The 18,788-nt window shown below is 42.7% G+C and carries 23 protein-coding genes; 16 read left to right on the top strand and 7 right to left on the bottom strand.

Annotated features, from left to right (window positions below; genetic code table 11):
* Positions 1-35: 35 nt before the first annotated feature.
* On the top strand, positions 36-410 hold the full coding sequence (locus tag DW036_RS03245) for a YccF domain-containing protein (RefSeq protein ID WP_118461253.1): 375 nt from the start codon (positions 36-38) through the stop codon (positions 408-410).
* Positions 411-474: 64 nt separating this feature from the next.
* Here DW036_RS03245 and DW036_RS26170 read toward each other — a convergent pair whose 3' ends face one another.
* Positions 475-609, bottom strand: coding sequence for a hypothetical protein (locus tag DW036_RS26170; protein ID WP_007215668.1), 135 nt, complete (start codon positions 607-609; stop codon positions 475-477).
* Between the two features lie 286 nt (positions 610-895).
* Between DW036_RS26170 and DW036_RS03240 the strand changes: the two genes are divergently transcribed.
* From DW036_RS03240 to DW036_RS03225, 4 genes are all read left to right on the top strand, one after another.
* Positions 896-1,840 (top strand): LytTR family DNA-binding domain-containing protein, encoded by a 945-nt coding sequence (locus DW036_RS03240; protein ID WP_118461251.1) that lies wholly within the window; start codon positions 896-898, stop codon positions 1,838-1,840.
* A 149-nt stretch (positions 1,841-1,989) separates the two neighbouring features.
* The gene (locus DW036_RS03235; RefSeq protein ID WP_118461249.1) at positions 1,990-3,930 is read left to right on the top strand and encodes a TonB-dependent siderophore receptor; all 1,941 of its coding nucleotides are present in this window, start codon (positions 1,990-1,992) and stop codon (positions 3,928-3,930) included.
* A 139-nt stretch (positions 3,931-4,069) separates the two neighbouring features.
* Positions 4,070-4,483 carry a DUF2141 domain-containing protein gene (locus DW036_RS03230; RefSeq protein WP_118461247.1) on the top strand — a complete coding sequence of 138 codons (414 nt, stop codon included), beginning with the start codon at positions 4,070-4,072 and terminating at the stop codon, positions 4,481-4,483.
* A gap of 51 nt (positions 4,484-4,534) precedes the next feature.
* Positions 4,535-7,198 (top strand): transglutaminase family protein, encoded by a 2,664-nt coding sequence (locus DW036_RS03225; protein ID WP_118461245.1) that lies wholly within the window; start codon positions 4,535-4,537, stop codon positions 7,196-7,198.
* A 27-nt stretch (positions 7,199-7,225) separates the two neighbouring features.
* On the opposite strand, the gene DW036_RS03220 is transcribed toward DW036_RS03225, so the two are convergent.
* From DW036_RS03220 to DW036_RS03200, 5 genes are all read right to left on the bottom strand, one after another.
* On the bottom strand, positions 7,226-8,197 hold the full coding sequence (locus tag DW036_RS03220; RefSeq protein WP_118461244.1) for a hypothetical protein: 972 nt from the start codon (positions 8,195-8,197) through the stop codon (positions 7,226-7,228).
* Between the two features lie 15 nt (positions 8,198-8,212).
* Positions 8,213-8,974 (bottom strand): copper homeostasis protein CutC, encoded by a 762-nt coding sequence (locus tag DW036_RS03215; RefSeq protein ID WP_118461242.1) that lies wholly within the window; start codon positions 8,972-8,974, stop codon positions 8,213-8,215.
* 132 nt (positions 8,975-9,106) lie between these two features.
* Positions 9,107-10,642 (bottom strand): ribonuclease Y, encoded by a 1,536-nt coding sequence (gene rny / locus DW036_RS03210; protein WP_007215675.1) that lies wholly within the window; start codon positions 10,640-10,642, stop codon positions 9,107-9,109.
* Between the two features lie 144 nt (positions 10,643-10,786).
* On the bottom strand, positions 10,787-11,077 hold the full coding sequence (locus DW036_RS03205) for a cell division protein ZapA (protein WP_007213043.1): 291 nt from the start codon (positions 11,075-11,077) through the stop codon (positions 10,787-10,789).
* Between the two features lie 8 nt (positions 11,078-11,085).
* Complete coding sequence (locus DW036_RS03200) at positions 11,086-11,379, bottom strand: hypothetical protein (protein ID WP_007213044.1); 294 nt, start codon at positions 11,377-11,379, stop codon at positions 11,086-11,088.
* Positions 11,380-11,883: 504 nt separating this feature from the next.
* Between DW036_RS03200 and DW036_RS03195 the strand changes: the two genes are divergently transcribed.
* The 11 genes from DW036_RS03195 to DW036_RS03145 all read left to right on the top strand — a co-directional run bounded on the left by DW036_RS03195 (position 11,884) and on the right by DW036_RS03145 (position 18,389).
* Positions 11,884-12,258, top strand: coding sequence for a DUF2141 domain-containing protein (locus DW036_RS03195; RefSeq protein ID WP_118462003.1), 375 nt, complete (start codon positions 11,884-11,886; stop codon positions 12,256-12,258).
* Between the two features lie 4 nt (positions 12,259-12,262).
* Positions 12,263-12,889 carry a hypothetical protein gene (locus DW036_RS03190; protein WP_007213046.1) on the top strand — a complete coding sequence of 209 codons (627 nt, stop codon included), beginning with the start codon at positions 12,263-12,265 and terminating at the stop codon, positions 12,887-12,889.
* On the top strand, positions 12,886-13,443 hold the full coding sequence (locus DW036_RS03185; protein WP_118461240.1) for a hypothetical protein: 558 nt from the start codon (positions 12,886-12,888) through the stop codon (positions 13,441-13,443). The genes DW036_RS03190 and DW036_RS03185 overlap by 4 nt, the downstream gene beginning before the upstream one ends.
* A 115-nt stretch (positions 13,444-13,558) precedes the next feature.
* A complete protein-coding gene (locus DW036_RS03180) occupies positions 13,559-14,344 on the top strand; it encodes a hypothetical protein (RefSeq protein WP_118461239.1) in 786 nt (261 codons plus the stop codon).
* A 21-nt stretch (positions 14,345-14,365) separates the two neighbouring features.
* Positions 14,366-14,947, top strand: coding sequence for a hypothetical protein (locus tag DW036_RS03175; RefSeq protein ID WP_118461237.1), 582 nt, complete (start codon positions 14,366-14,368; stop codon positions 14,945-14,947).
* Positions 14,948-14,982: 35 nt separating this feature from the next.
* Positions 14,983-15,267, top strand: coding sequence for a transcriptional regulator (locus DW036_RS03170; protein WP_118461236.1), 285 nt, complete (start codon positions 14,983-14,985; stop codon positions 15,265-15,267).
* Positions 15,267-15,761 (top strand): GNAT family N-acetyltransferase, encoded by a 495-nt coding sequence (locus DW036_RS03165; protein ID WP_118461234.1) that lies wholly within the window; start codon positions 15,267-15,269, stop codon positions 15,759-15,761. Before DW036_RS03170 ends, DW036_RS03165 begins: the two co-directional genes overlap by 1 nt.
* A 96-nt stretch (positions 15,762-15,857) precedes the next feature.
* A complete protein-coding gene (locus DW036_RS03160; protein ID WP_118462001.1) occupies positions 15,858-16,700 on the top strand; it encodes an alpha/beta fold hydrolase in 843 nt (280 codons plus the stop codon).
* Positions 16,701-17,171: an RNA polymerase sigma factor gene (locus DW036_RS03155; RefSeq protein WP_118461232.1), complete on the top strand. Its 471-nt coding sequence runs from the start codon at positions 16,701-16,703 to the stop codon at positions 17,169-17,171. It abuts the gene before it with no gap.
* A complete protein-coding gene (locus DW036_RS03150; RefSeq protein WP_118461230.1) occupies positions 17,161-17,754 on the top strand; it encodes a hypothetical protein in 594 nt (197 codons plus the stop codon). Before DW036_RS03155 ends, DW036_RS03150 begins: the two co-directional genes overlap by 11 nt.
* Positions 17,755-17,804: 50 nt before the next feature.
* Complete coding sequence (locus tag DW036_RS03145) at positions 17,805-18,389, top strand: nucleosidase (protein ID WP_118461228.1); 585 nt, start codon at positions 17,805-17,807, stop codon at positions 18,387-18,389.
* Positions 18,390-18,393: 4 nt separating this feature from the next.
* On the opposite strand, the gene DW036_RS03140 is transcribed toward DW036_RS03145, so the two are convergent.
* Positions 18,394-18,753 (bottom strand): YbaN family protein, encoded by a 360-nt coding sequence (locus DW036_RS03140; protein ID WP_118461227.1) that lies wholly within the window; start codon positions 18,751-18,753, stop codon positions 18,394-18,396.
* Between the last annotated feature and the right edge of the window lie 35 nt (positions 18,754-18,788).

Here is an 18,788-nt window from a genome sequence, read left to right as displayed (position 1 = left end):
ATATTTGCGTATTAGAATACAAGAAACGCAAAATTATGGGATGTTTTATGAATTTATTATGGCTGGTGTTCGGAGGTATTTTTACCGCTATGGAATACCTTGTTGCCAGTTTATTGATGATGATTACCATTATCGGTATTCCGTTCGGTATGCAAACTCTGAAAATGGCTTCACTAGCATTGTGGCCTTTCGGTAAAACGGTGCGGAGTGGTGAACGTTCGGGTGGTTGCCTGTATATACTGATGAATGTGTTGTGGATACTTCTGGGCGGTATCTGGATTTGCCTTTCTCATCTGGCATTCGGTGCTGTGCTGTGCATCACCATTATTGGTATTCCCTTCGGGCTACAGCATTTCAAACTGGCAGGATTGGCTTTGACACCTTTTGGAAAGGACATTGTAAGCGACTGATAAAAGAAGAGGGCGAAAAACCTTTCGGTTTTCCGCCCTCATTCATTTTATTTAAAGGAGTTATTTACATGGTAGCCTGCTTTGCGAGCAGTTTTTGAAGTTTGCCATTCAAAGCCTGGCACATAGTTCCGTTTCCCATTGCTTGATAGCGTTTAATACGGTACTGTAACATAAAAATTTCATTTGCATTCTTTTTCATAATTGTCATCTTTTTGTGCTTTCCGCGTTTCGGAAAGCGGGTTTTACATCTTTTCTTTTATCTTATTAACGCTGCAAAGATACGAATTGTTCACGATAAATATGTTTTAAAACATAAAATAATGCACTTTCTCCTCGTTTTTCTTTAGAAACGCCCGTTTTTGCTATATGCATATTGCAAAAGTGTGACTAAAAATGGAATAAATGACCTATGTACGATCTATTAATAATTTATATACCTTTGTAGCATCTTACACATAATCAACCCTTACAAACAGGAAGTCATAATGATAAATAAACTGTTGACACTTTTACGAAGCCCTTATCCATCATTGGTGAAGAGATGGAAAAGCGTGATAATACCTTCACTTATAGTGTTTTTGATCCTTTTTGTGTTGCAGCCTTTTGGCATTTCTATGATGGGAGGCTATAAATTCTGGGTAGTGTTAGGTTATGGAGTGGTTTCTTCATTGGCACTGAGTATCTCCACGTATTTGTTTCCTGCTTTGTTTCCCCGTTATCATAGTGAGAAGAACTGGACATTAGGGCGCGAATTGTTAGGAACTTTAGGAGCTTGTTTGCTGATTGCGATAGGTAACTGTTTCTATACGGCTTGGGTATTTGGTTCATTCATACTGAGCTGGAAAGGATTTCTGATAAGTTTGGCTTGGGTGGCGGTTCTTGCTCCTTTCCCTATTGTCTTCTTTTTGATGTGGAATCGTAATTTGCAGCTGGTACGTAATCTGAAGGAGGCAACGGAGATCAACTACGCTCTTGCGAAAAGAGAGAATACCCAGAAGGAGAAGATTCGGACAAGGAATGAGGAACAGATAGAAGAGGGTAGGGCAGCAGAAGAAGTAGCAGAAGAAGAAACTCCTATGCAATTGGTTTTCTCCGGCGGAACGAAAGAAATGCTGGAAGTGGATGCCCATACCTTATTTTATGTAGAAGCAGAAGGGAATTATATAAGAGTAGCTTACAGTAGTGCGGATAAGATGCAGCAAAAGTTAGTGCGGGCTACTATGAAGCAGGCAGAAGAAGCAGTTGCTGCCTGTTCGTTCATTGTCCGTTGTCACCGGGCCTTTCTGGTGAACATACGCACTGTGGTAAAAGTAGATGGAAACTCACAAGGATACCGTTTGAAACTGGAAGGATGTACGGAAGAAGTTCCGGTCTCCAGAGGCTATGCAAAAGAGATAAAAACGCTGATAGAAGGGGGTACGGAAGGGTAGTCATTCGTCACAGAATAAAGAAAAATACAGCCATTCGTCACAGGAGGAGTGCTGTTTGTCACATATCCGGGCAGTCTGTCCCGGATATTTTTTTGCCTGAAATTCTTAGTCTATGTTTGCTGACGGAAATCGTAAAGAACATAGATTAAATGAAAAGATTGATTCTACTTTTTAGTGTAAGTGTATTGCTGATAGTGCAGCACTTGGAAGCGCAGACAGCTGTGACGGATACCGTTTTCTTGCAACTATACAATGATAGTGTAGATTTAAAGGAAGTAGTTGTGAAAGGTAAAAGAACACCTGTTGCCAACAGTCGTTGGAGTGATATGAGTCCGGTGGAACTGGTGACCGTGGGAGGTGCAAACGGTGATTTGTATCAGGCATTGCAGACACTGCCGGGCACGCAGGTACAAGGAGAAAGTGGCCGTCTGCTGGTGCGCGGCGGAAGTAGTGATGAAACACAGACATACATTGACGGAATGCACGTCTTGAATCCTTATACGGCTACAGGCATAAACTCACCTGCACGCGGACGTTATTCCACTTTTATGTTCAGTGGTGTCAATCTGGAATCGGGCGGGGCTCCGTTGGAATATGGGGATGCACTCTCGGCTGTGTTACCGTTGGAAACAAAGGATAAGAGCCCTATCAATAAGTTAGGCATCAATGCCTCTACGGTAGGCTTCGGTGGAGGAGGTACACGGGCTTTCGATAAAGGTTCGCTTTCGGTGAACCTGGATTATCAGGACTTGTGTGTCTATGATCATATCTATTCAGGACGTACGGATTTTGAAGATCCCTACCGGATGATGACCGGATCGGCACAATTCCGCTATCATCCCGATGATGCTACGCTTTTCAAGATTTATGGCGGCTATGATCATACTGACTTTTCCAATTATGAAGGTGCTGAACGTAGACTGTTTGATTTGAATGAGAATAATTTCTATCTTAATACAACTTTCCGTAAGCGTACTTCCGGTGGATGGAACTGGTTTGCAGGTGCAGCATTCTCTTTCTTTGAACAGAAGATAGGTAATGTATCACTTTTGGCAGATCATTGGATGGAACAACAACAGGAACTTCATGCAAAGGCAAAAGTGTTCAAGCGTATTTCTCCGGCTTTTCGTCTGGATATGGGAGTGGAGAGTTTTATCCGCCGGTATGAGAATCGTTATCAATATCAGATGAAAGAGGCGGAGGGAATAGATAGCCATCATGAAATCAATCCGACGATCAGTGCAGGCTTTCTTTCGGCAACTTACTATCCGGTGGAGCAACTGAAGGCGGAACTTTCTGTCCGTACGGAATACACTTCATTAAATGAGAAAGTGAATTTCTCACCCCGTCTGGCTGTTAATTACTATTTGGGAGATGTAGTGCTCTCTGCTATGGCAGGACGATATACACAGTTGCCGGTTAGCAGATTGCTGGCTCAGGAAAACAAGTTGAAATCGGAATCATGCATTCAGTATAATGTGGGTGCACAGTATGAGGGTGATGGACGTTTCTACAAGGCTGAACTTTATTATAAGAAATATGACCGTCTGGCATTGGTGGAAAAGGGTACGATAGATGCAGCGGAAGTACTGACTTCCGGTGGTTATGGTTACAGTAAAGGTTTCGACTTATTCTTTAATGACCGTGTCCTGCTGAAGAATCTGGAATACCAGCTTTCCTATACATATAATATTGCCAAGCGGAAGTTTCAGGAATATACGGAACTGACTACTCCGCAATATGCCACTCGGCACAATGCATCTGTAGTGCTGAAATATTTCATTCCGCGAATCGGCACGATAGTCGGTCTGACGAACCGTTTCAGCAGTGGGCGCCCCTATCATAATCCGGATTTGCCGGGCTTGATGAATGATCATGTGAAACCTTATAACAGCCTTGATCTCGGACTGACATTCCTGCCCAGTAAGAAAGTGATTATCCATGCCTCTGCTACCAATATCCTTTGTCGGAAAAATGAGTTTGGGCGGGTGAATAATAAAGCTATTCTGGCTTCAAACGATCATTTCTTCTATATCGGGGTGTTTATCACACTTGGGAAGAAGGCGGCTTATGATGTTTCTAATTTCTAATATTGATACGCGGACGACGCAGATAAGACGGACGAACGCGGATTAAAAACTATATTAATTAAAAAAGAAAGGTCCGCGTCCGTCCGCCTAATCCGTGTCGTCCGCGTATCTATTTATAAACTCTTTAAAAACAATTCAAATGAAAGCAATGATTATTAGTTTCGTATGTGTTTTGACTTTTGCAACTCAAAGTCTGTCTGCACAAAATCTTACTTTGGAAGTACGTGGTATCGAAAATGTAGTTGGTAAACTCTATGTCGCCATCTACAACTCTCAGGAAACATTCATGAAGAAGCCGCTTGCCGGTTTTGCAATAGAGGTGAAGGACAAAGTTGTGTCTATCCCCTGTAAAGGGCTTCCGGCAGGAACTTATGCTTTCTCCATGTATCAGGATGAGAATGGAAATGGCAAATTGGATACCGGCGCTTTCGGTATTCCTGTGGAGAAGTTTGGTTTCAGTAATGATGCCGAAGGCGTTATGGGCCCCCCTTCCTACGAAAAATGCAGTTTTACCTTCTCTGAAGATACAACTTTAGTGGTACATCTGAAATAAACTTCAGATTATTCTTTAACTTTGTAGCTCACACCTTAATATATAAGTATTATGAGACGAGCTACACAACTTTTCGGAATATGCTGGCTACTTTGTCTGCTTGCTGCCTGTGGAGAATCCCATTTCATGACCGATGCCTCGTATCGTTCGCGCGTGGAGCAGGACTTGCAGCAAAAGAAGGCTTTGATGCCGCAGGGAGAACTATTTGCGATACTGGATGATGCTTCGCTGAGCACTTATGAGCAGGAAGCCCTGGAATTCCTTTATGCCTATATGCCGTTGGCGGATATTACTGATTATCCCGGTGAATTTCACTTAATGAATATCCGCGCATCCCAGCGTGCCGCAGAGGAAATGCCTTGGGGAAAGACCATTCCCGAAGATTTGTTCCGCCATTTTGTACTTCCGGTGCGGGTGAACAACGAACAACTGGATAGTGCGCGGGTAGTGTTCTATAAGGAGTTGAAAGACCGTGTGAAGTCCCTTTCTTTATACGATGCCATCCTGGAAGTGAACCATTGGTGTCATGAGAAAGCTGTCTATATGCCTTCCGATGCCCGTACCAGTTCACCATTGGCAACAGTGAGTACTGCTTACGGGCGTTGTGGCGAAGAATCTACCTTGCTGGTGGCGGCACTTCGCTCGGTAGGTATTCCGGCACGGCAGGTTTATACACCACGATGGGCACATACGGACGATAACCATGCATGGGTGGAAGCCTGGGCAGATGGTAAATGGCATTTTCTGGGTGCCTGCGAACCGGAACCGGTACTGGATCTTGGTTGGTTCAATGCACCTGCCAGTCGCGGAATGTTGATGCACACAAAGGTTTTCGGACGGTATGAAGGAAAAGAAGAAGTAATGTCCGTTAACCCCACGTATACGGAAATCAATGTGATTGATAATTATGCGCCTACAGCACAAGCTAAGGTTATGGTGAAAGATGAGGCGGGAAATCCGGTTCCTGACGCCTGCGTGGAGTTCAAACTCTACAATTATGCGGAATTCTATACCGTAGCAACGAAACATACCGACGACAGTGGTGTGTGCGGACTGACTGCCGGAAAAGGGGATATGCTTGTCTGGGCCTCCAAAGATGGCCGTTTCGGTTTCTCCCAACTTTCCTTTGGCAAGCAAGCGGAACTGACCGTAACCCTTGATAAGCAAGCGGGTGACAGCTTCACGGTAGATGTTGATATTGTGCCTCCCGCAGAAAGTGCCAACTTACCCGAAGTGACGCCGGAACAGCGGGCGGAAAATGACCGCAGACTGGCAATAGAAGACTCTATCCGTAACGCTTATGTCGGCAAGTTTATCTCGGAAGAGGCGGCACGCAATTTTGCGAGAGATTATAAGTTAGATCGGGATGCAGTAGCCAAGATTCTGATTGCCGCCCGTGGAAATTACAGAGTGATTCGTGAGTTCATGACTCGTTTGCGTTCTGATAACTCCAGGAAAGGAGGGATAGACCTTTTGCAGCAGATTTCGGCAAAAGACCTTCGTGATGTTCGTCTGGATGTCTTGATAGATCACATGCAGTCTCGTGTACGCACGACGAACGTCGGATATTTCCGCAAATACGTGCGCAATCCGCGTGTAAGCAATGAAATGTTGACTCCGTATAAGACTTTCTTTGGCAAGGTGATTTCGAAAGAAGATATTGAGGCTTATGTAGCGGAGCCTATGAAGATGGTTGCATGGGTAGCGAAAAACATTCAGGTGAACAAGGAATGTAATCTGGGGGCACCTCCTGTATCTCCCGAAGGTGTGTGGAAAGCACGTTTGGCCGATGCCCACAGTCGTGATATCTTCTTCGTGTCCATGGCACGCAGCATGGGAGTTCCTGCACGCATTGATGAGGTGACGGGTAAAGTGCAGCTGATAACTGATGACGGAGCCATAGATGTGAACTTCGAAGCAGCCGGGCAGGCACCTGCACAGAGAGGCAGGCTTTCAGCTAAATATACACCGATTCAGTCACTGGACAATCCGAAATATTATTCTCATTTCACTATTTCCAAAGTAACTCCGCAAGGTAATTTGCAGTTGTTGTCTTACGATGAGGGTGACACAGACATGGGGGGCGGCGTTACATGGAGCAGTTTGCTGAAGGAGGGAACGTCTCTGGATGCCGGAGATTATATTCTGGTAACCGGTACCCGCCTGGCAAGTGGCGGTGTATTGGCGCAAATGACATCATTGAATGTGAAAGCAGGCGGACGTACAGAAACGAGACTGGTGATGCGTGAAAATAAAGATGAGGTACAGGTTATCGGAAACTTCAATTCGGAGAGCTTGTTCACAACATTGGAAGGCGGCAACAAGCAAAGTCTGCTTCAAGCCTGTGGTCGTGGTTACTTCGTTGTCGGTATTCTTGGGGTGAACCAGGAACCTACAAATCATGCCTTGCGGGATATCTCTGCTTTGAAAGCCGACCTGGAGAAATGGGGTAGAAAGCTTGTATTACTCTTCCCGAATCAGGAACAGGCCGGCAAATATCGTGCTGCTGATTTCCCCGGTTTACCCAATACTGTGATTTATGGAATCGACACAGAAGACATAGCTCAGCAGATTGTGAAGAATATGAAGCTGAAACGCAAAGATACATTGCCCATATTTATCATTGCCGATACCTTCAATCGCGTGGTATTTGTTTCACAGGGTTATACCATCGGCTTGGGTGAGCAGTTGATGAAAACGGTGAAAGGACTATAAGAAAAGCAACAATAGAGTGGGAGAGGCTTATTTGCAAGCCTCTTCCATTTTTTGTATCACTTCCGGTGAGGGCAACCCCTCTGTCATTCCTGTCAGCAATAAACTGAAGTTATCGGCTAACACTTCTTCCGGGTCAATGATGTACTGAGTATTACGTCCCATTCTGTCATAAAAATCAGAGGCTTCGTTAATAGAGTAAACCACTGCCTTACCTTCTTTCTCAATCGCTTTGCAGGTATTCTTGTCGATGGGAACGAGGCCAATATTGAGGTATTGGAAGAAGCTGCCTCCCTCATAAGGCTTGGTTGAATAAATAACCATGCAGCAATCTTTCTTTTCACCGTTGATGGTAAAAGTAGCATAACTGTCGTGGCGGATAACATCCGGATTGGAGATAAACCGTTCTTTCAACTCTTCGGGAAATTCTATTTCCTTCGGAAGAATATTAAAACCGATGATGCTGTACATCTTCTTGCGGAAATCCGGATTGTTCCGGGTAAGGACGTGAAATGCTTCATGTGCCAACAATTTGGTTACATATTCAGGATGTTCGAGCAACTTGTCGATAAGTACGATGTAAGTATCTCGGGTATATCCTCCCGCACCACCTTCTTCTTTTATCGTTGACTTTATCAGTCTGACTTCTTCCGGGAAAGGAAGTTTCAGCTCTTTTTTACGGATAATCTGATTGATGGATTGAGATGATTTCTGAAGTAGAGCCGTTTCCTCGTCATTCCAATTACGGGTCTGTGCGCCGGCAAACTGCAAATATCCCTGTTTTCCGCCTTCGATGCCAACGGTGTGTGAAGCCAAGTCAAATGAGCTCCATCTGCGGACATGCTCGTCCTCTTTCTGAAGGAGGAGTGCGGCTTCTTCCTGTTTCAGGAAAGTAGGGACAATGCTGTCGGAAGTGGAGTTTGAGGAACTTTGATTTTTAGCTTCATGCGCACATGAAATGCTGAGGAGAGTTAATAAAGTGATTACACTTAATGCCTTCATATTGATTGTTTTAAATTAATTCTTAATGGGACCGGTCAACGACTTTATTGTTCTTTTTACGCGTTCTGCGGTAGTGATGGGGCGACGATACTCTTCTATGTTCACAGTACCTCCCATCGAAACTGTTCCGTTCCTGTGCAGCATTTTGCTTTCGATGGTCTCTCTTGCTGAGAAGTGGAACTCCCGGATATCGGTTTCCGTGGCGATGTGAGCGATATTATTTTCATTTACTCCGCAACCAGCCAACAGGATAATGCGCCCATCTGCCTGCTGCTGCAATTTTTTTAGTAAAGGGATGCCCTGTGCTGCCGTAGCCTGTGCACCTGAAGTTAGAATACGGTTACAACCTAACTCTATGATTTGTTCCAACGCTTCCTGTGGATTGCGGCATACGTCGAAAGCACGATGGAACGTAACGGACATGCCTCGTGATGCTTCTATCAGTTGCCTCATCAAGGACAGGTCTATATCCCCTTTAGCAGTAAGGCAACCGAATACAACCCCGTCTGCTCCCAATCTACGGGCGTTGTCTATATCCTTCAGCATAATGCGCTGCTCGACGGGGGAGTACAGAAAATCTCCGCCACGGGGACGGATGATGACGTGCAGAAGAGTCTTTGTTAAGGCTTCCCGGGCAATGACGATATCTCCGTAGGATGGGGTAGTACCCCCTTCCGGTATTCCGGCGCATAATTCCACCCGATTTGCTCCTCCTGCCTGTGCGGCAAGGCAACTCTCCACGGAGTTAGCGCAAACTTCAAATTGATATTGCTCCATAATTGATAATCAGGATTATTTGGTTTGTGGATGCAAAAATAAGAAACTGTTTCGTGAATGGCAAAGAAAACAAAAAGAGGCAGGAATTTTTTATTTCCCCGCCTCTGTATCATTAATTTCAATCTTTACAATTTATTTCGCATAACTTACTGCGCGTGTCTCACGGATTACCGTGATCTTCACCTGTCCCGGATAAGTCATCTCATCCTGTATCTTCTTCGCAATTTCACCGGAAAGGTTTTCAGTCTGCTTATCGTCAATCTTATCAGCACCAACGATTACACGCAACTCGCGACCTGCCTGGATGGCATACGTCTTCGTCACACCCGGATAGGCCATTGCCAACTGTTCCAGATCGTTCAGACGCTTGATGTAAGCCTCAACAATTTCGCGGCGTGCTCCCGGACGGGCACCTGAGATAGCATCACAGACCTGTACGATGGGTGCCAGAAGGCTCGTCATCTCCACTTCATCGTGGTGGGCACCGATAGCGTTGCAGATATCCGGTTTTTCCTTGAACTTCTCAGCCAGCTTCATACCATAGAGTGCATGCGGCAATTCCGGCTCTTCATCGGGCACTTTGCCGATATCATGCAGCAATCCGGCACGTTTTGCTTTCTTGGGGTTCAGACCCAGTTCCGATGCCATCACAGCACAAAGGTTGGCTGTTTCGCGGGCATGCTGCAACAGGTTCTGACCATAAGAAGAACGATATTTCATCTTACCGATAATACGGATCAGTTCAGGATGCAAACCATGGATACCGAGGTCAATCGTAGTACGTTTACCGGTTTCGATGATTTCTTCTTCCACTTGCTTACGTACCTTAGATACAACTTCTTCGATACGTGCCGGGTGGATACGTCCGTCAGTCACCAACTGATGCAGTGCCAAGCGGGCAATTTCACGACGTACAGGGTCGAAAGCTGACAATACGATAGCTTCGGGCGTATCATCTACCACAATTTCCACACCCGTTGCGGCTTCAAGTGCACGGATATTGCGACCTTCGCGACCGATAATGCGTCCCTTGATTTCGTCTGATTCAATGTGGAATACGGTCACTGAATTTTCGATGGCAGTTTCCGTAGCTACACGTTGTATGGATTGTATTACGATACGTTTTGCTTCTTTGCTGGCAGTCAGTTTGGCATCGTCCATGATGTCGTTGATGAAGGATTGTGCCTGCGTCTTGGCCTCCTCTTTCAAAGACTCGATCATACGTTCTTTGGCTTCATCGGCCGAGAGTCCGGAAATAGTTTCCAGTTTTTCGATTTCCTGCTGTTGCAGTTTATCCAGTTCGTCTTTCTTCTTGTCGATAATAACCAGCTGGGCTTCCAGGTTTTCTTTCACCGCTTCGGCTTCTGATTTCTTACGCTGTATCTCTTCCTGGCGTTGGTTCAGCACCAACTCACGTTGTTTCAACTTGTTCTCCGCTTGCTGAATTTTTTGGTTGCGGATCGCTACTTCTTTCTCCAAGTCTGCTTTTTTGTTCAGGAACTTCTCCTTTACTTCGAGCAACTTATTCTTTTTAATCACTTCCGCTTCAGCCTCGGCTTCTTTCAGAATGTTGTCATATTTGGACTTCAAACCATGCTTGAAGAACATGTACGACAGAAATCCACCGATAATGAAACAGGCAATGGATACTAGTATTGTTACTGTCATTTCAATTTGTTTTAAGTATATAAATAAAAAACGCACTGCAGGAAAGCCACCCTCATTCTTTTTAAGAGGGACACTTTCACACAGTGCGTGGATTTTCTAATTCTTTTGCTGGCTTTGGTGTTCTGAGGAAAAGCTTCCGGACGTTTACAGTCCTTTGAAGTATGTTTCCAACACCTCTGTCAGTTCTTCTATCTTGTCGGCATACGGACGAGTATCGTTTCGGTTTTTCATTTTCAGGTTCTCCAAAGCAAATTGATAGGCCACCATGGCTATAATCTTTTCGGGAGTCACATTCTGGTAATGTTCTCGATACGCATTGAGCCGTATATCCACCTGTTTGGCGGCTTCTCTTACCATTTCTTCCTCCTCGCGCAGTATGGTGAGGGGGTAGGTTGAGCCTGCCATTTGCAGGTTTATCTTTATTTTATCGTTCATACATCTCGTTATTCATTCAACAAAGCGATGCATTTATCGACTTCACGCACTAATTTGGACAATCGCAGTTTCGTCTCTTTTACGTCGCTGCCGTTAAGGCTGATTGTCATTGCTGTTTTTAGGTTCGTATAGTCGTCTTCCAAAGCTTCATATTCGGCATGTACCTGCTCGCATTCTTCTTGTTTAGTTTTTAGAAGTTGCTTTAATTCAGCATTTTCGCGCCTCAATTCATCATGCAAAAAGATCAAATGGCGCAGTCTCGCTTCAAAGGTACTTAATCGCTTCTTTTCTTCGTCAGTCATTACTATACCAAAATTGTACACAAAAATACAATTAACTTGGAGATTACAAAAACTTTTCAGGGAAAAATGTTGTAGGAGAGGTGAAATAACCGGAAAAAGGAATTTGTGACGTTTGAAAATGGAATCTTCGGCGGTGGCTAAAAACTATATCAATTTGTACATTTTACTAATCTTGATACTGCGATACACTAATATTTTTCTTGCATAATATTAATCTTACTACAATTATGTTTCTTTCTTACAATAGATGTGGTAAGAATATAACATAGTTGTAGTAAGAAACTAATATAACTGTGGTAAGAATAATATTATTAATCCTGATGATTAGTTTATCGCAGTGCAGGGATTAGTTTCTTGCGACATGACATTTAGTTTTTAGTTATATATTGCTCATCATAAAATAATTTATATAATAATTTGGTTTATAAAATAAACTACTTATATTTGCAGTGGAGTTCGAACCCAAAATATGTTTTATTGTGAAAATCTAAATTGTTTATGATTATGAAAATGACTGGTATTAAATGGGTTGCATTGTTCATGTTAGCTTCTTGTGCAGTATCTGTTTCTGCTCAGAGTGACTTGACGGTGAAGGTAAAGAATATCCGTTCGGCGAAAGGGGAGGTGATGATTGCTGCTGATAAAGGGCAGTATGCGATGGCGGACGCTACTGGTGATACAGTGACGCTTGTATTGAAAGAAGTACCCGAAGGGAAATGCAAATTGTATGTGTACCACGATGAAAACGGTAATTATCAATTGGACAGGGTAGACGGTGTACCGACGGAGAATTGTGCGATTGTGGATTTAGACATGACAGCTGAAGCAAAAACAATTGATGTCGAGTTGACTGATCTGCGGAATAAAGCTAAAAAATAATTTTATGGAAGAGAAAGACATTATTATGGAAGACAAAGAATTGAACGAGCAAGAGAGTTTGAAGCTCATCACTCAAATGATACAGAATACCCGACGTAATTTAGATACGGGTAGTGGAAATATGTTTTTGTTATGGGGATATGTTTCTGCAATAGTTACGTTGGTAGTTTTTGCAGGAATCTATTGGACGCGAAATCCAGTTTGGATGTGGGGCTTTTGGGGAGTTCCGGTTTTAGGTTATCTCTTTAGCTTCATACTGGTACGTAAGCAACGTAAGCTCGCAAAGTCGTATGGCGATAAGGTCTTGAATGAAATGTGGCAAATCATGGGGCTACTTTGTATTGCGATTGTACTTGGAGCAACGTTTACCAATCATTATGAGATAATTCTGCCGATATGCGCAATCCTTATTTCTCTAAGTAGCATTATAACCGGGAGCATAATTCGCTATACACTCTTTTCCGGTTTCCCTGCTTTTGGAATTGCATTGGGACTGAATATGTTATTCAGTATTCTGGATAAGACTTCTTCCTATTTGTCATTGTTAGAATTTGTATTGGTGATTGTTTTTGCATTGATTATTCCCGGGCATATCCTGAATTATTGTGCAAGAAAGGATAATAAACGATGAATGCCGAATCGTTAACAGCAGAAAAAGCTGATATGTTTGAAGAAGGCAATATAGAGGCTATTACCCGAATGATGCAAAATCGCAAGAAAAATCTGCTTTGGCTGGCAGTTACCTCACTAATGGTATTTTGCCTGTATTGGCTTTCTAATGTAGTGTTATGGGTGCCTTGGAGTCATAGTCCGCAATTGGGTATCATTCTGATGCTGACTGTAAATCCCGTCTTTTGGGGAGTAGGCATATATGTTTGTCTGGTTTGCGAAAGTGGAGTAGGAAATCTGATGAAGAAAGCTCTTCTGTTAGCCTTGATTGCGGTAGGAATATCTTTGCTATCCGACTATCTGTTTTTTGCAGTATACATGAAGTCGAAGGACGTATGGCACATTACCACATTCTATGGTTATGCCTGGTTAGCTGTATTGGCTTTGGGTGAAGCATTCTTATTAAAGAAAAAATTGATGGCTAAACAGTATCCCGTAACGAAAAGACTGTTTTTTGTATTGGGCGTTTTCCTATTAGTGTTATTGCTGTCTTTGTCTTACCTATTAGCGGAATGAAAAAATGGGAACTTGGGTGATATATATGCTTGCGGGTAATTGGGCTTTGATGCTCTATTTAATACTAAATGTATATGATTGGGAAAAGTGATATATTAAAGAAAGGGAATCAATCATGAAAGCGAATCGTTGGGAGAGTTTTTTAACTTCCTGGAAATTCCTTTCATTGCTGGTGGTATTACAATTCATTTTGATGCCTGTAGCGACGAAAGATTTCAGGTTTGAGGCAGCGGGAGATATCGTATTCTATACGTTGCAGCATGCCTTTATTATGGATATGTATTCATACAGCTTTTATTTTCAGGTGGTGATGATCCTGGCTTTGATAGCTGTTGTAGTCTGGAAGGGAAAGTTTAGCAGAGTTTTTACTGCTATTACAGGTTGTTTTTACCTGCTTTATGCTGTGATACAGAATATGGCTGTAACAGGACAGCATGGTTTCAGCATGGTAACAGTGAATGTTATAATGATTGGTTTCGTTGCATTAGTCTGGCTGTGGGCTGCATGGAAGGGCAACAATGAGTTTTCTTTTGATAATGTTACCTGGAAAACCGGTTGGATGATACCTGTTGCTCTTTTTTGTTTGTGGTGGCCGATGAGTCTGAAAACGGCATTGCCGGATTTTCAGTTGCATTATTTGTATGATGGCGGTTCGGCATTGGCTTTCTGCCCGATGACTCCTGTGTTTCTAACTTTGCTTGTACTAAGCAGACGGGGAGTGAACAGGGTAGTGTTGCGGGTGACGGCAATGGTAGGAGTTATTATCGGATGTTATAATATGGGTAATTTTGCTTCTGATACCGGGTTTTATGTTGGATTGTATCACTTGCCTCTGCTGGGCATGTCCATTTATGCTTTGTTGAGCAGCAGACAGAAGAGACAGAATCCGGAATGTGTATGATTAAAATAATTTGTATTGAATATGGACAATAAGAAATTGAATGAGCAGGAGAGTTTAGAACTCATCACTCAAATGATACAGAATACAAAGTTCAAGATGGTGAAAAACGCCGGAACTCCTTTTTTAGTATGGGGCTACATGACTGTGGTGACTTCTTTGCTGGTTTGGTATCTCCTGAAGGAAACCGGCAATTATTACTGGCAGTTTTTATGGCTTCTGATGCCGGCTGTTTCTTACCCGGTCACTATCTATAGTCAGAGGAAAAAGCAAAGGATGGCAAAAACGTATATCGACCGGATAGTAGGATATGTATGGGGCGTTTTCGGGCTATGCGGATTGCTGATTTCATGTGTATCTATGATTTATTGGAGTCTGCCTATACTTTTTGTGATCCTGTTAATGATGGGGATGGGAACTACTTTAACCGGACTGATTATAAACATGAAACTGGTTACGGTAAGTGGTGTGCTGGGGATATTTGCATCATTGGGTTGTCTGTATATAGACAAGTTTGACCAGATATTGCTTTTTGCTTTAGCCTTTGTCTTCATGATGGTCATCCCGGGACACTATTTGAACATAATGTCAAAACGAAGAGTTTAATGTATTATCTTTGCACTATAAAATAGAAAGAAAGCATGTTTAAAGAACTGAACCCCTTACTGCATTCCGAACTGCGCCTGGCGGTGATGTCGTTGCTTATTGGTGTCGAAGAGGCAGACTTTGTCTTTATCCGGCAACAGACGGGAGCAACGGCGGGCAACCTCAGCGTGCAGATTGATAAACTCAATAAAGCAGGGTATGTGGAGGTGACGAAGACGTTCAAGGGAAAGATGCCTTGCACTATCTGTAAGATTACGCCACAGGGAGTAGATGCTTTTGAGGAATATGTGGAAGCACTGAAAACGTATATTATGAAATAATGAAAGCAGACTTTATAATCAGAGCAGCTTTGCAGTCGGATGCTGTTGAACTGAAAAATTTATTTCAGAATACCGTTCTCGCGATAAATAGGCGCGATTACTCACAGGCGGAAGTTGAAGACTGGGCATCATGTGGGGATAATCTTTCTGATATAGAAGATATGATAAAGACCCATTACTTTATTGTAGCTGTTAATCAACAGTCGGAAATCGTAGGTTTTTCATCTATCACTCCCCAGGGTTATTTACACTCAATGTTTGTTCACAAGGATTTTCAGGGTGAAGGCATTGCTACAATGCTTTTGAATGAAATGGAACAGTATGCAATTGCAAATGGGATTATGCGGATTACATCCGAAGTGAGTTTAACAGCCCGCCTTTTCTTTGAAAAGAAAGGTTATATAGTGGAGGAAGAGCAAAAGCGTAAGGCTAATCAGCTTTCTCTTACTAATTTCTGGATGGTCAAACAGGTGATATATCCGAAAAGCTTATAGAATAGACAGAAATCAGATTGAAGTTTTCCGATGCTATTCTCTTTTTCTTGTAACATTCCGGAGTGGCCCGTATCTAAAGGAAAAACTTTAGAATATATGGCGATGAAAAGATTACTTTTGACCCTAATGTTATTGGGAGCATCTCTTTTGATTTTTGCACAGGATTATCCTTTTTCGGTAGTAAAATCTGGAACAGGGAAACAAGCGGTTGTATTTATACCCGGTTTTGCATGTTCGGGTGATGTCTGGGCGGAAACAGTCAGCGTACTGGAAGACAGCTATACCTGCTATGTACTGACGATGGCGGGCTTCTCGGGTGTTGCGCCTGAAGAGTGCCCATCATTCAAAAGGTGGAAAATGCAGATTGCAAAGTTTATCAAAGAGGAGCGGATAGAGAAACCTATTCTTGTGGGGCATAGTATGGGAGGTGGACTGGTGCTTGCAATTGCGGCCGAATTTCCGGAGCTTACAGGAAAGATTGTGATTGTAGATACCTTGCCTTGTCTGATGGCTTTGACAGTTTCTGATTTTAAATCTGCTCCTGATAATGACTGCACTGATTTAATTGACAGGATTACAGCTATGGATGAGGAACAATTTGCGCAGATGCAAAGAATGAGTGCGGCAACGCTTACTACTGATTCATTGAGATTTGCCGAAATTGTAAACTGGGGATTGGCATCTGACAGAAAGACGTATGCTAAACTATTCTGTGATTTCTCGAATACAGATTTAAGGGAATGTATAAAGAATATAGTTGTTCCTTCTCTCATACTTTTGGAGCCTTATTTCAAACATATAGATACGGTCATTAAGAATCAATATAAGAATCTGGCAGTAGCACAAATAAGATATGCAGATAAAGGCTTGCATTTTGTGATGTTTGATGATAAGGAATGGTTCATCCATCAAATTTGTGAATTTATAAAAGAACGTTAAGTGGAATTTGAAGATATATATAGGGGGTACTGGAATAAAATATTCCGCTTATGCATGGGGTATGTAAATGACTACAGCTTAGCTCAGGACATGGCTCAGGAAACTTTTATTAAAGTTTGGCAATATCTGCCCACCTTCAGGAATGAAGCCAATATTGATACCTGGATATTTCGTATTGCAACCAATAACTGCCTGCGTCAGCTGGAACGGAAGAAGCAAATCTTGTCTACTCAGTTTCCTACCGATATATTTGAAGATGAAAAGACGGATATTGAGCCGCAGATTCAGTTGCTATATAAGTTTATTGCAGAACTTTCGGAGATAGACCGCATTATCATTTCGCTGGAACTGGAAGATGTCAGGCAAGCGGATATAGCGCAAATCATTGGATTGTCGGAGAGTAATGTCCGCGTAAGGATCCATCGTATAAAAGCCCAGTTAACAAGAAAATTCAAAGAATATGGAGAGTAATATTGATATAAAAGAGTTGTGGAACAGGCAGGCTGTTCCGGCTGCCGATCAATCTGAAATATTGAATAAGATCAGCCGTTTCAGAAAAAACGGTCTTAAAAAGGGGATATTTCTTAATGTTGTCTTAGTGTTGACTATCCTTTTTATGATATTTATCTGGATCTATTTCAAACCGCAATTCTTGAGTACTAAGATTGGAATCATTGTGGGAATCCTGCCGATGTGTATTGTGGTGGCGGTCAATCGGAAGATAATTTCTTTGTATAGGTCATTGGACGAGAAACAGTCGAATATCGATTATCTGAATAATTTGCTTATGCTGAAAGGGAAAGAAACTTTCATGCAGACTAAGGTAATGAGTTTATATTTCATTTTGCTATCCTCCGGTATCCTTCTTTATATGTATGAATATACTCTAAATTCATCTTTTACGTTTAGACTGATAGCGTATTCTGTTTTGTTTTTATGGATTGCCCTTAATTGGTTTGTTCTACGTCCTATAATGATTAGAAAGAATAGGCGGAAGATGGATTGCTTGATCAGACAGATCGAAAAGATAAAGTCGCCAGTGGATGAATTTTAGTTTCTAAAAAAAAGTTGTACATTTACTCGCTCAAAATAAAAAGATGCAGTATGAAAATTTTAGTTACTTACGCCGTACAGGGCGAGTTTACGGAGTTAAAGTTTCCCGGATTGATAGGAGAGGAAGAAGTTCATATCGGCTATATTCGTACGGGGGTAGGCAAGGTGAAGTCAGCCTATTATGTCTCCGAAGTGCTCAATCAGGCAAAGCCGGATTTGGTGATCAACGTAGGTACGGCGGGAAGCATTGATTGCCAGGTAGGAGATATTCTGGTGTGCCGTCATTTTATAGACCGTGATATGCAGAAGTTAGCCGATATGGGTTTGGAATATGAGATTGATTCTTCTGCATTGCTGGCAGAGAAGGGATACTGCATGCATTGGGCAGGAGAAGGCATTTGTAATACGGGCGATACATTTCTGACGGAACTTTCGGATGTGAAAGGAGATGTGGTCGATATGGAAGCTTTTGCGCAAGCATTCGTTTGCCGTGCCAAGAACGTGCCTTTTATAGCTGTGAAGTATGTGACGGATATCATAGGACAAAACTCCGTGAAGCATTGGGAGGATAAACTGGCTGATGCACGTAAGGGGTTGGGGGACTTTTTTGAGCAGATAGGTGGAGCGGTTAAATAAGCATCTACTTCAGCGTCTTAAATGAAAGAATATGATAGGTTACTCCTGCTGCAATAATCAGGAGTACTACTTTTACCCATATATATGGAACGATAAAAAACACGCAGTACAGCATGGTGATCCACATCAGCGAGATGGAAGCTATCTTTGCGCGCAAGGGTATAGCTTTGTTTTCACGAAAGTTACGGATATAAGGGCCGAGATGCTTATGATTCAATAGCCAGTTATATAGGCGAGGTGAGCTTTTGCAGTAGAGTGCAGCCGTGAGTAGCAGAAATGGAGTAGTGGGTAGCAACGGCAGAAAAATGCCGAAGATGCCAAGTGCTAAAGAGAGCGTACCAAGTGCTATATAAAGGGTTTTCATGTTGCAAAAGTACTCTTTTTTTGTTTACGGAGAAA

Origin of the sequence: Bacteroides sp. AF39-11AC (assembly GCF_003474285.1) — a bacterium.
GTDB lineage: Bacteria > Bacteroidota > Bacteroidia > Bacteroidales > Bacteroidaceae > Bacteroides.
The sequence above is the reverse complement of the archived record's forward strand: the minus strand, read 5'-3'. Positions and strand labels throughout refer to the sequence as shown.

Excerpts from the sequence above, each read along its gene's own strand:
- DW036_RS03245 (WP_118461253.1), top strand. The coding sequence starts at position 36 with ATGGGATGTTTTATGAATTTATTATGGCTGGTGTTCGGAGGTATTTTT.
- DW036_RS26170 (WP_007215668.1), bottom strand. The coding sequence starts at position 609 with ATGAAAAAGAATGCAAATGAAATTTTTATGTTACAGTACCGTATTAAA.
- DW036_RS03240 (WP_118461251.1), top strand. The coding sequence starts at position 896 with ATGATAAATAAACTGTTGACACTTTTACGAAGCCCTTATCCATCATTG.
- DW036_RS03235 (WP_118461249.1), top strand. The coding sequence starts at position 1,990 with ATGAAAAGATTGATTCTACTTTTTAGTGTAAGTGTATTGCTGATAGTG.
- DW036_RS03230 (WP_118461247.1), top strand. The coding sequence starts at position 4,070 with ATGAAAGCAATGATTATTAGTTTCGTATGTGTTTTGACTTTTGCAACT.
- DW036_RS03225 (WP_118461245.1), top strand. The coding sequence starts at position 4,535 with ATGAGACGAGCTACACAACTTTTCGGAATATGCTGGCTACTTTGTCTG.
- DW036_RS03220 (WP_118461244.1), bottom strand. The coding sequence starts at position 8,197 with ATGAAGGCATTAAGTGTAATCACTTTATTAACTCTCCTCAGCATTTCA.
- DW036_RS03215 (WP_118461242.1), bottom strand. The coding sequence starts at position 8,974 with ATGGAGCAATATCAATTTGAAGTTTGCGCTAACTCCGTGGAGAGTTGC.
- rny (WP_007215675.1), bottom strand. The coding sequence starts at position 10,642 with ATGACAGTAACAATACTAGTATCCATTGCCTGTTTCATTATCGGTGGA.
- DW036_RS03205 (WP_007213043.1), bottom strand. The coding sequence starts at position 11,077 with ATGAACGATAAAATAAAGATAAACCTGCAAATGGCAGGCTCAACCTAC.
- DW036_RS03200 (WP_007213044.1), bottom strand. The coding sequence starts at position 11,379 with ATGACTGACGAAGAAAAGAAGCGATTAAGTACCTTTGAAGCGAGACTG.
- DW036_RS03195 (WP_118462003.1), top strand. The coding sequence starts at position 11,884 with ATGAAAATGACTGGTATTAAATGGGTTGCATTGTTCATGTTAGCTTCT.
- DW036_RS03190 (WP_007213046.1), top strand. The coding sequence starts at position 12,263 with ATGGAAGAGAAAGACATTATTATGGAAGACAAAGAATTGAACGAGCAA.
- DW036_RS03185 (WP_118461240.1), top strand. The coding sequence starts at position 12,886 with ATGAATGCCGAATCGTTAACAGCAGAAAAAGCTGATATGTTTGAAGAA.
- DW036_RS03180 (WP_118461239.1), top strand. The coding sequence starts at position 13,559 with ATGAAAGCGAATCGTTGGGAGAGTTTTTTAACTTCCTGGAAATTCCTT.
- DW036_RS03175 (WP_118461237.1), top strand. The coding sequence starts at position 14,366 with ATGGACAATAAGAAATTGAATGAGCAGGAGAGTTTAGAACTCATCACT.
- DW036_RS03170 (WP_118461236.1), top strand. The coding sequence starts at position 14,983 with ATGTTTAAAGAACTGAACCCCTTACTGCATTCCGAACTGCGCCTGGCG.
- DW036_RS03165 (WP_118461234.1), top strand. The coding sequence starts at position 15,267 with ATGAAAGCAGACTTTATAATCAGAGCAGCTTTGCAGTCGGATGCTGTT.
- DW036_RS03160 (WP_118462001.1), top strand. The coding sequence starts at position 15,858 with ATGGCGATGAAAAGATTACTTTTGACCCTAATGTTATTGGGAGCATCT.
- DW036_RS03150 (WP_118461230.1), top strand. The coding sequence starts at position 17,161 with ATGGAGAGTAATATTGATATAAAAGAGTTGTGGAACAGGCAGGCTGTT.
- DW036_RS03145 (WP_118461228.1), top strand. The coding sequence starts at position 17,805 with ATGAAAATTTTAGTTACTTACGCCGTACAGGGCGAGTTTACGGAGTTA.
- DW036_RS03140 (WP_118461227.1), bottom strand. The coding sequence starts at position 18,753 with ATGAAAACCCTTTATATAGCACTTGGTACGCTCTCTTTAGCACTTGGC.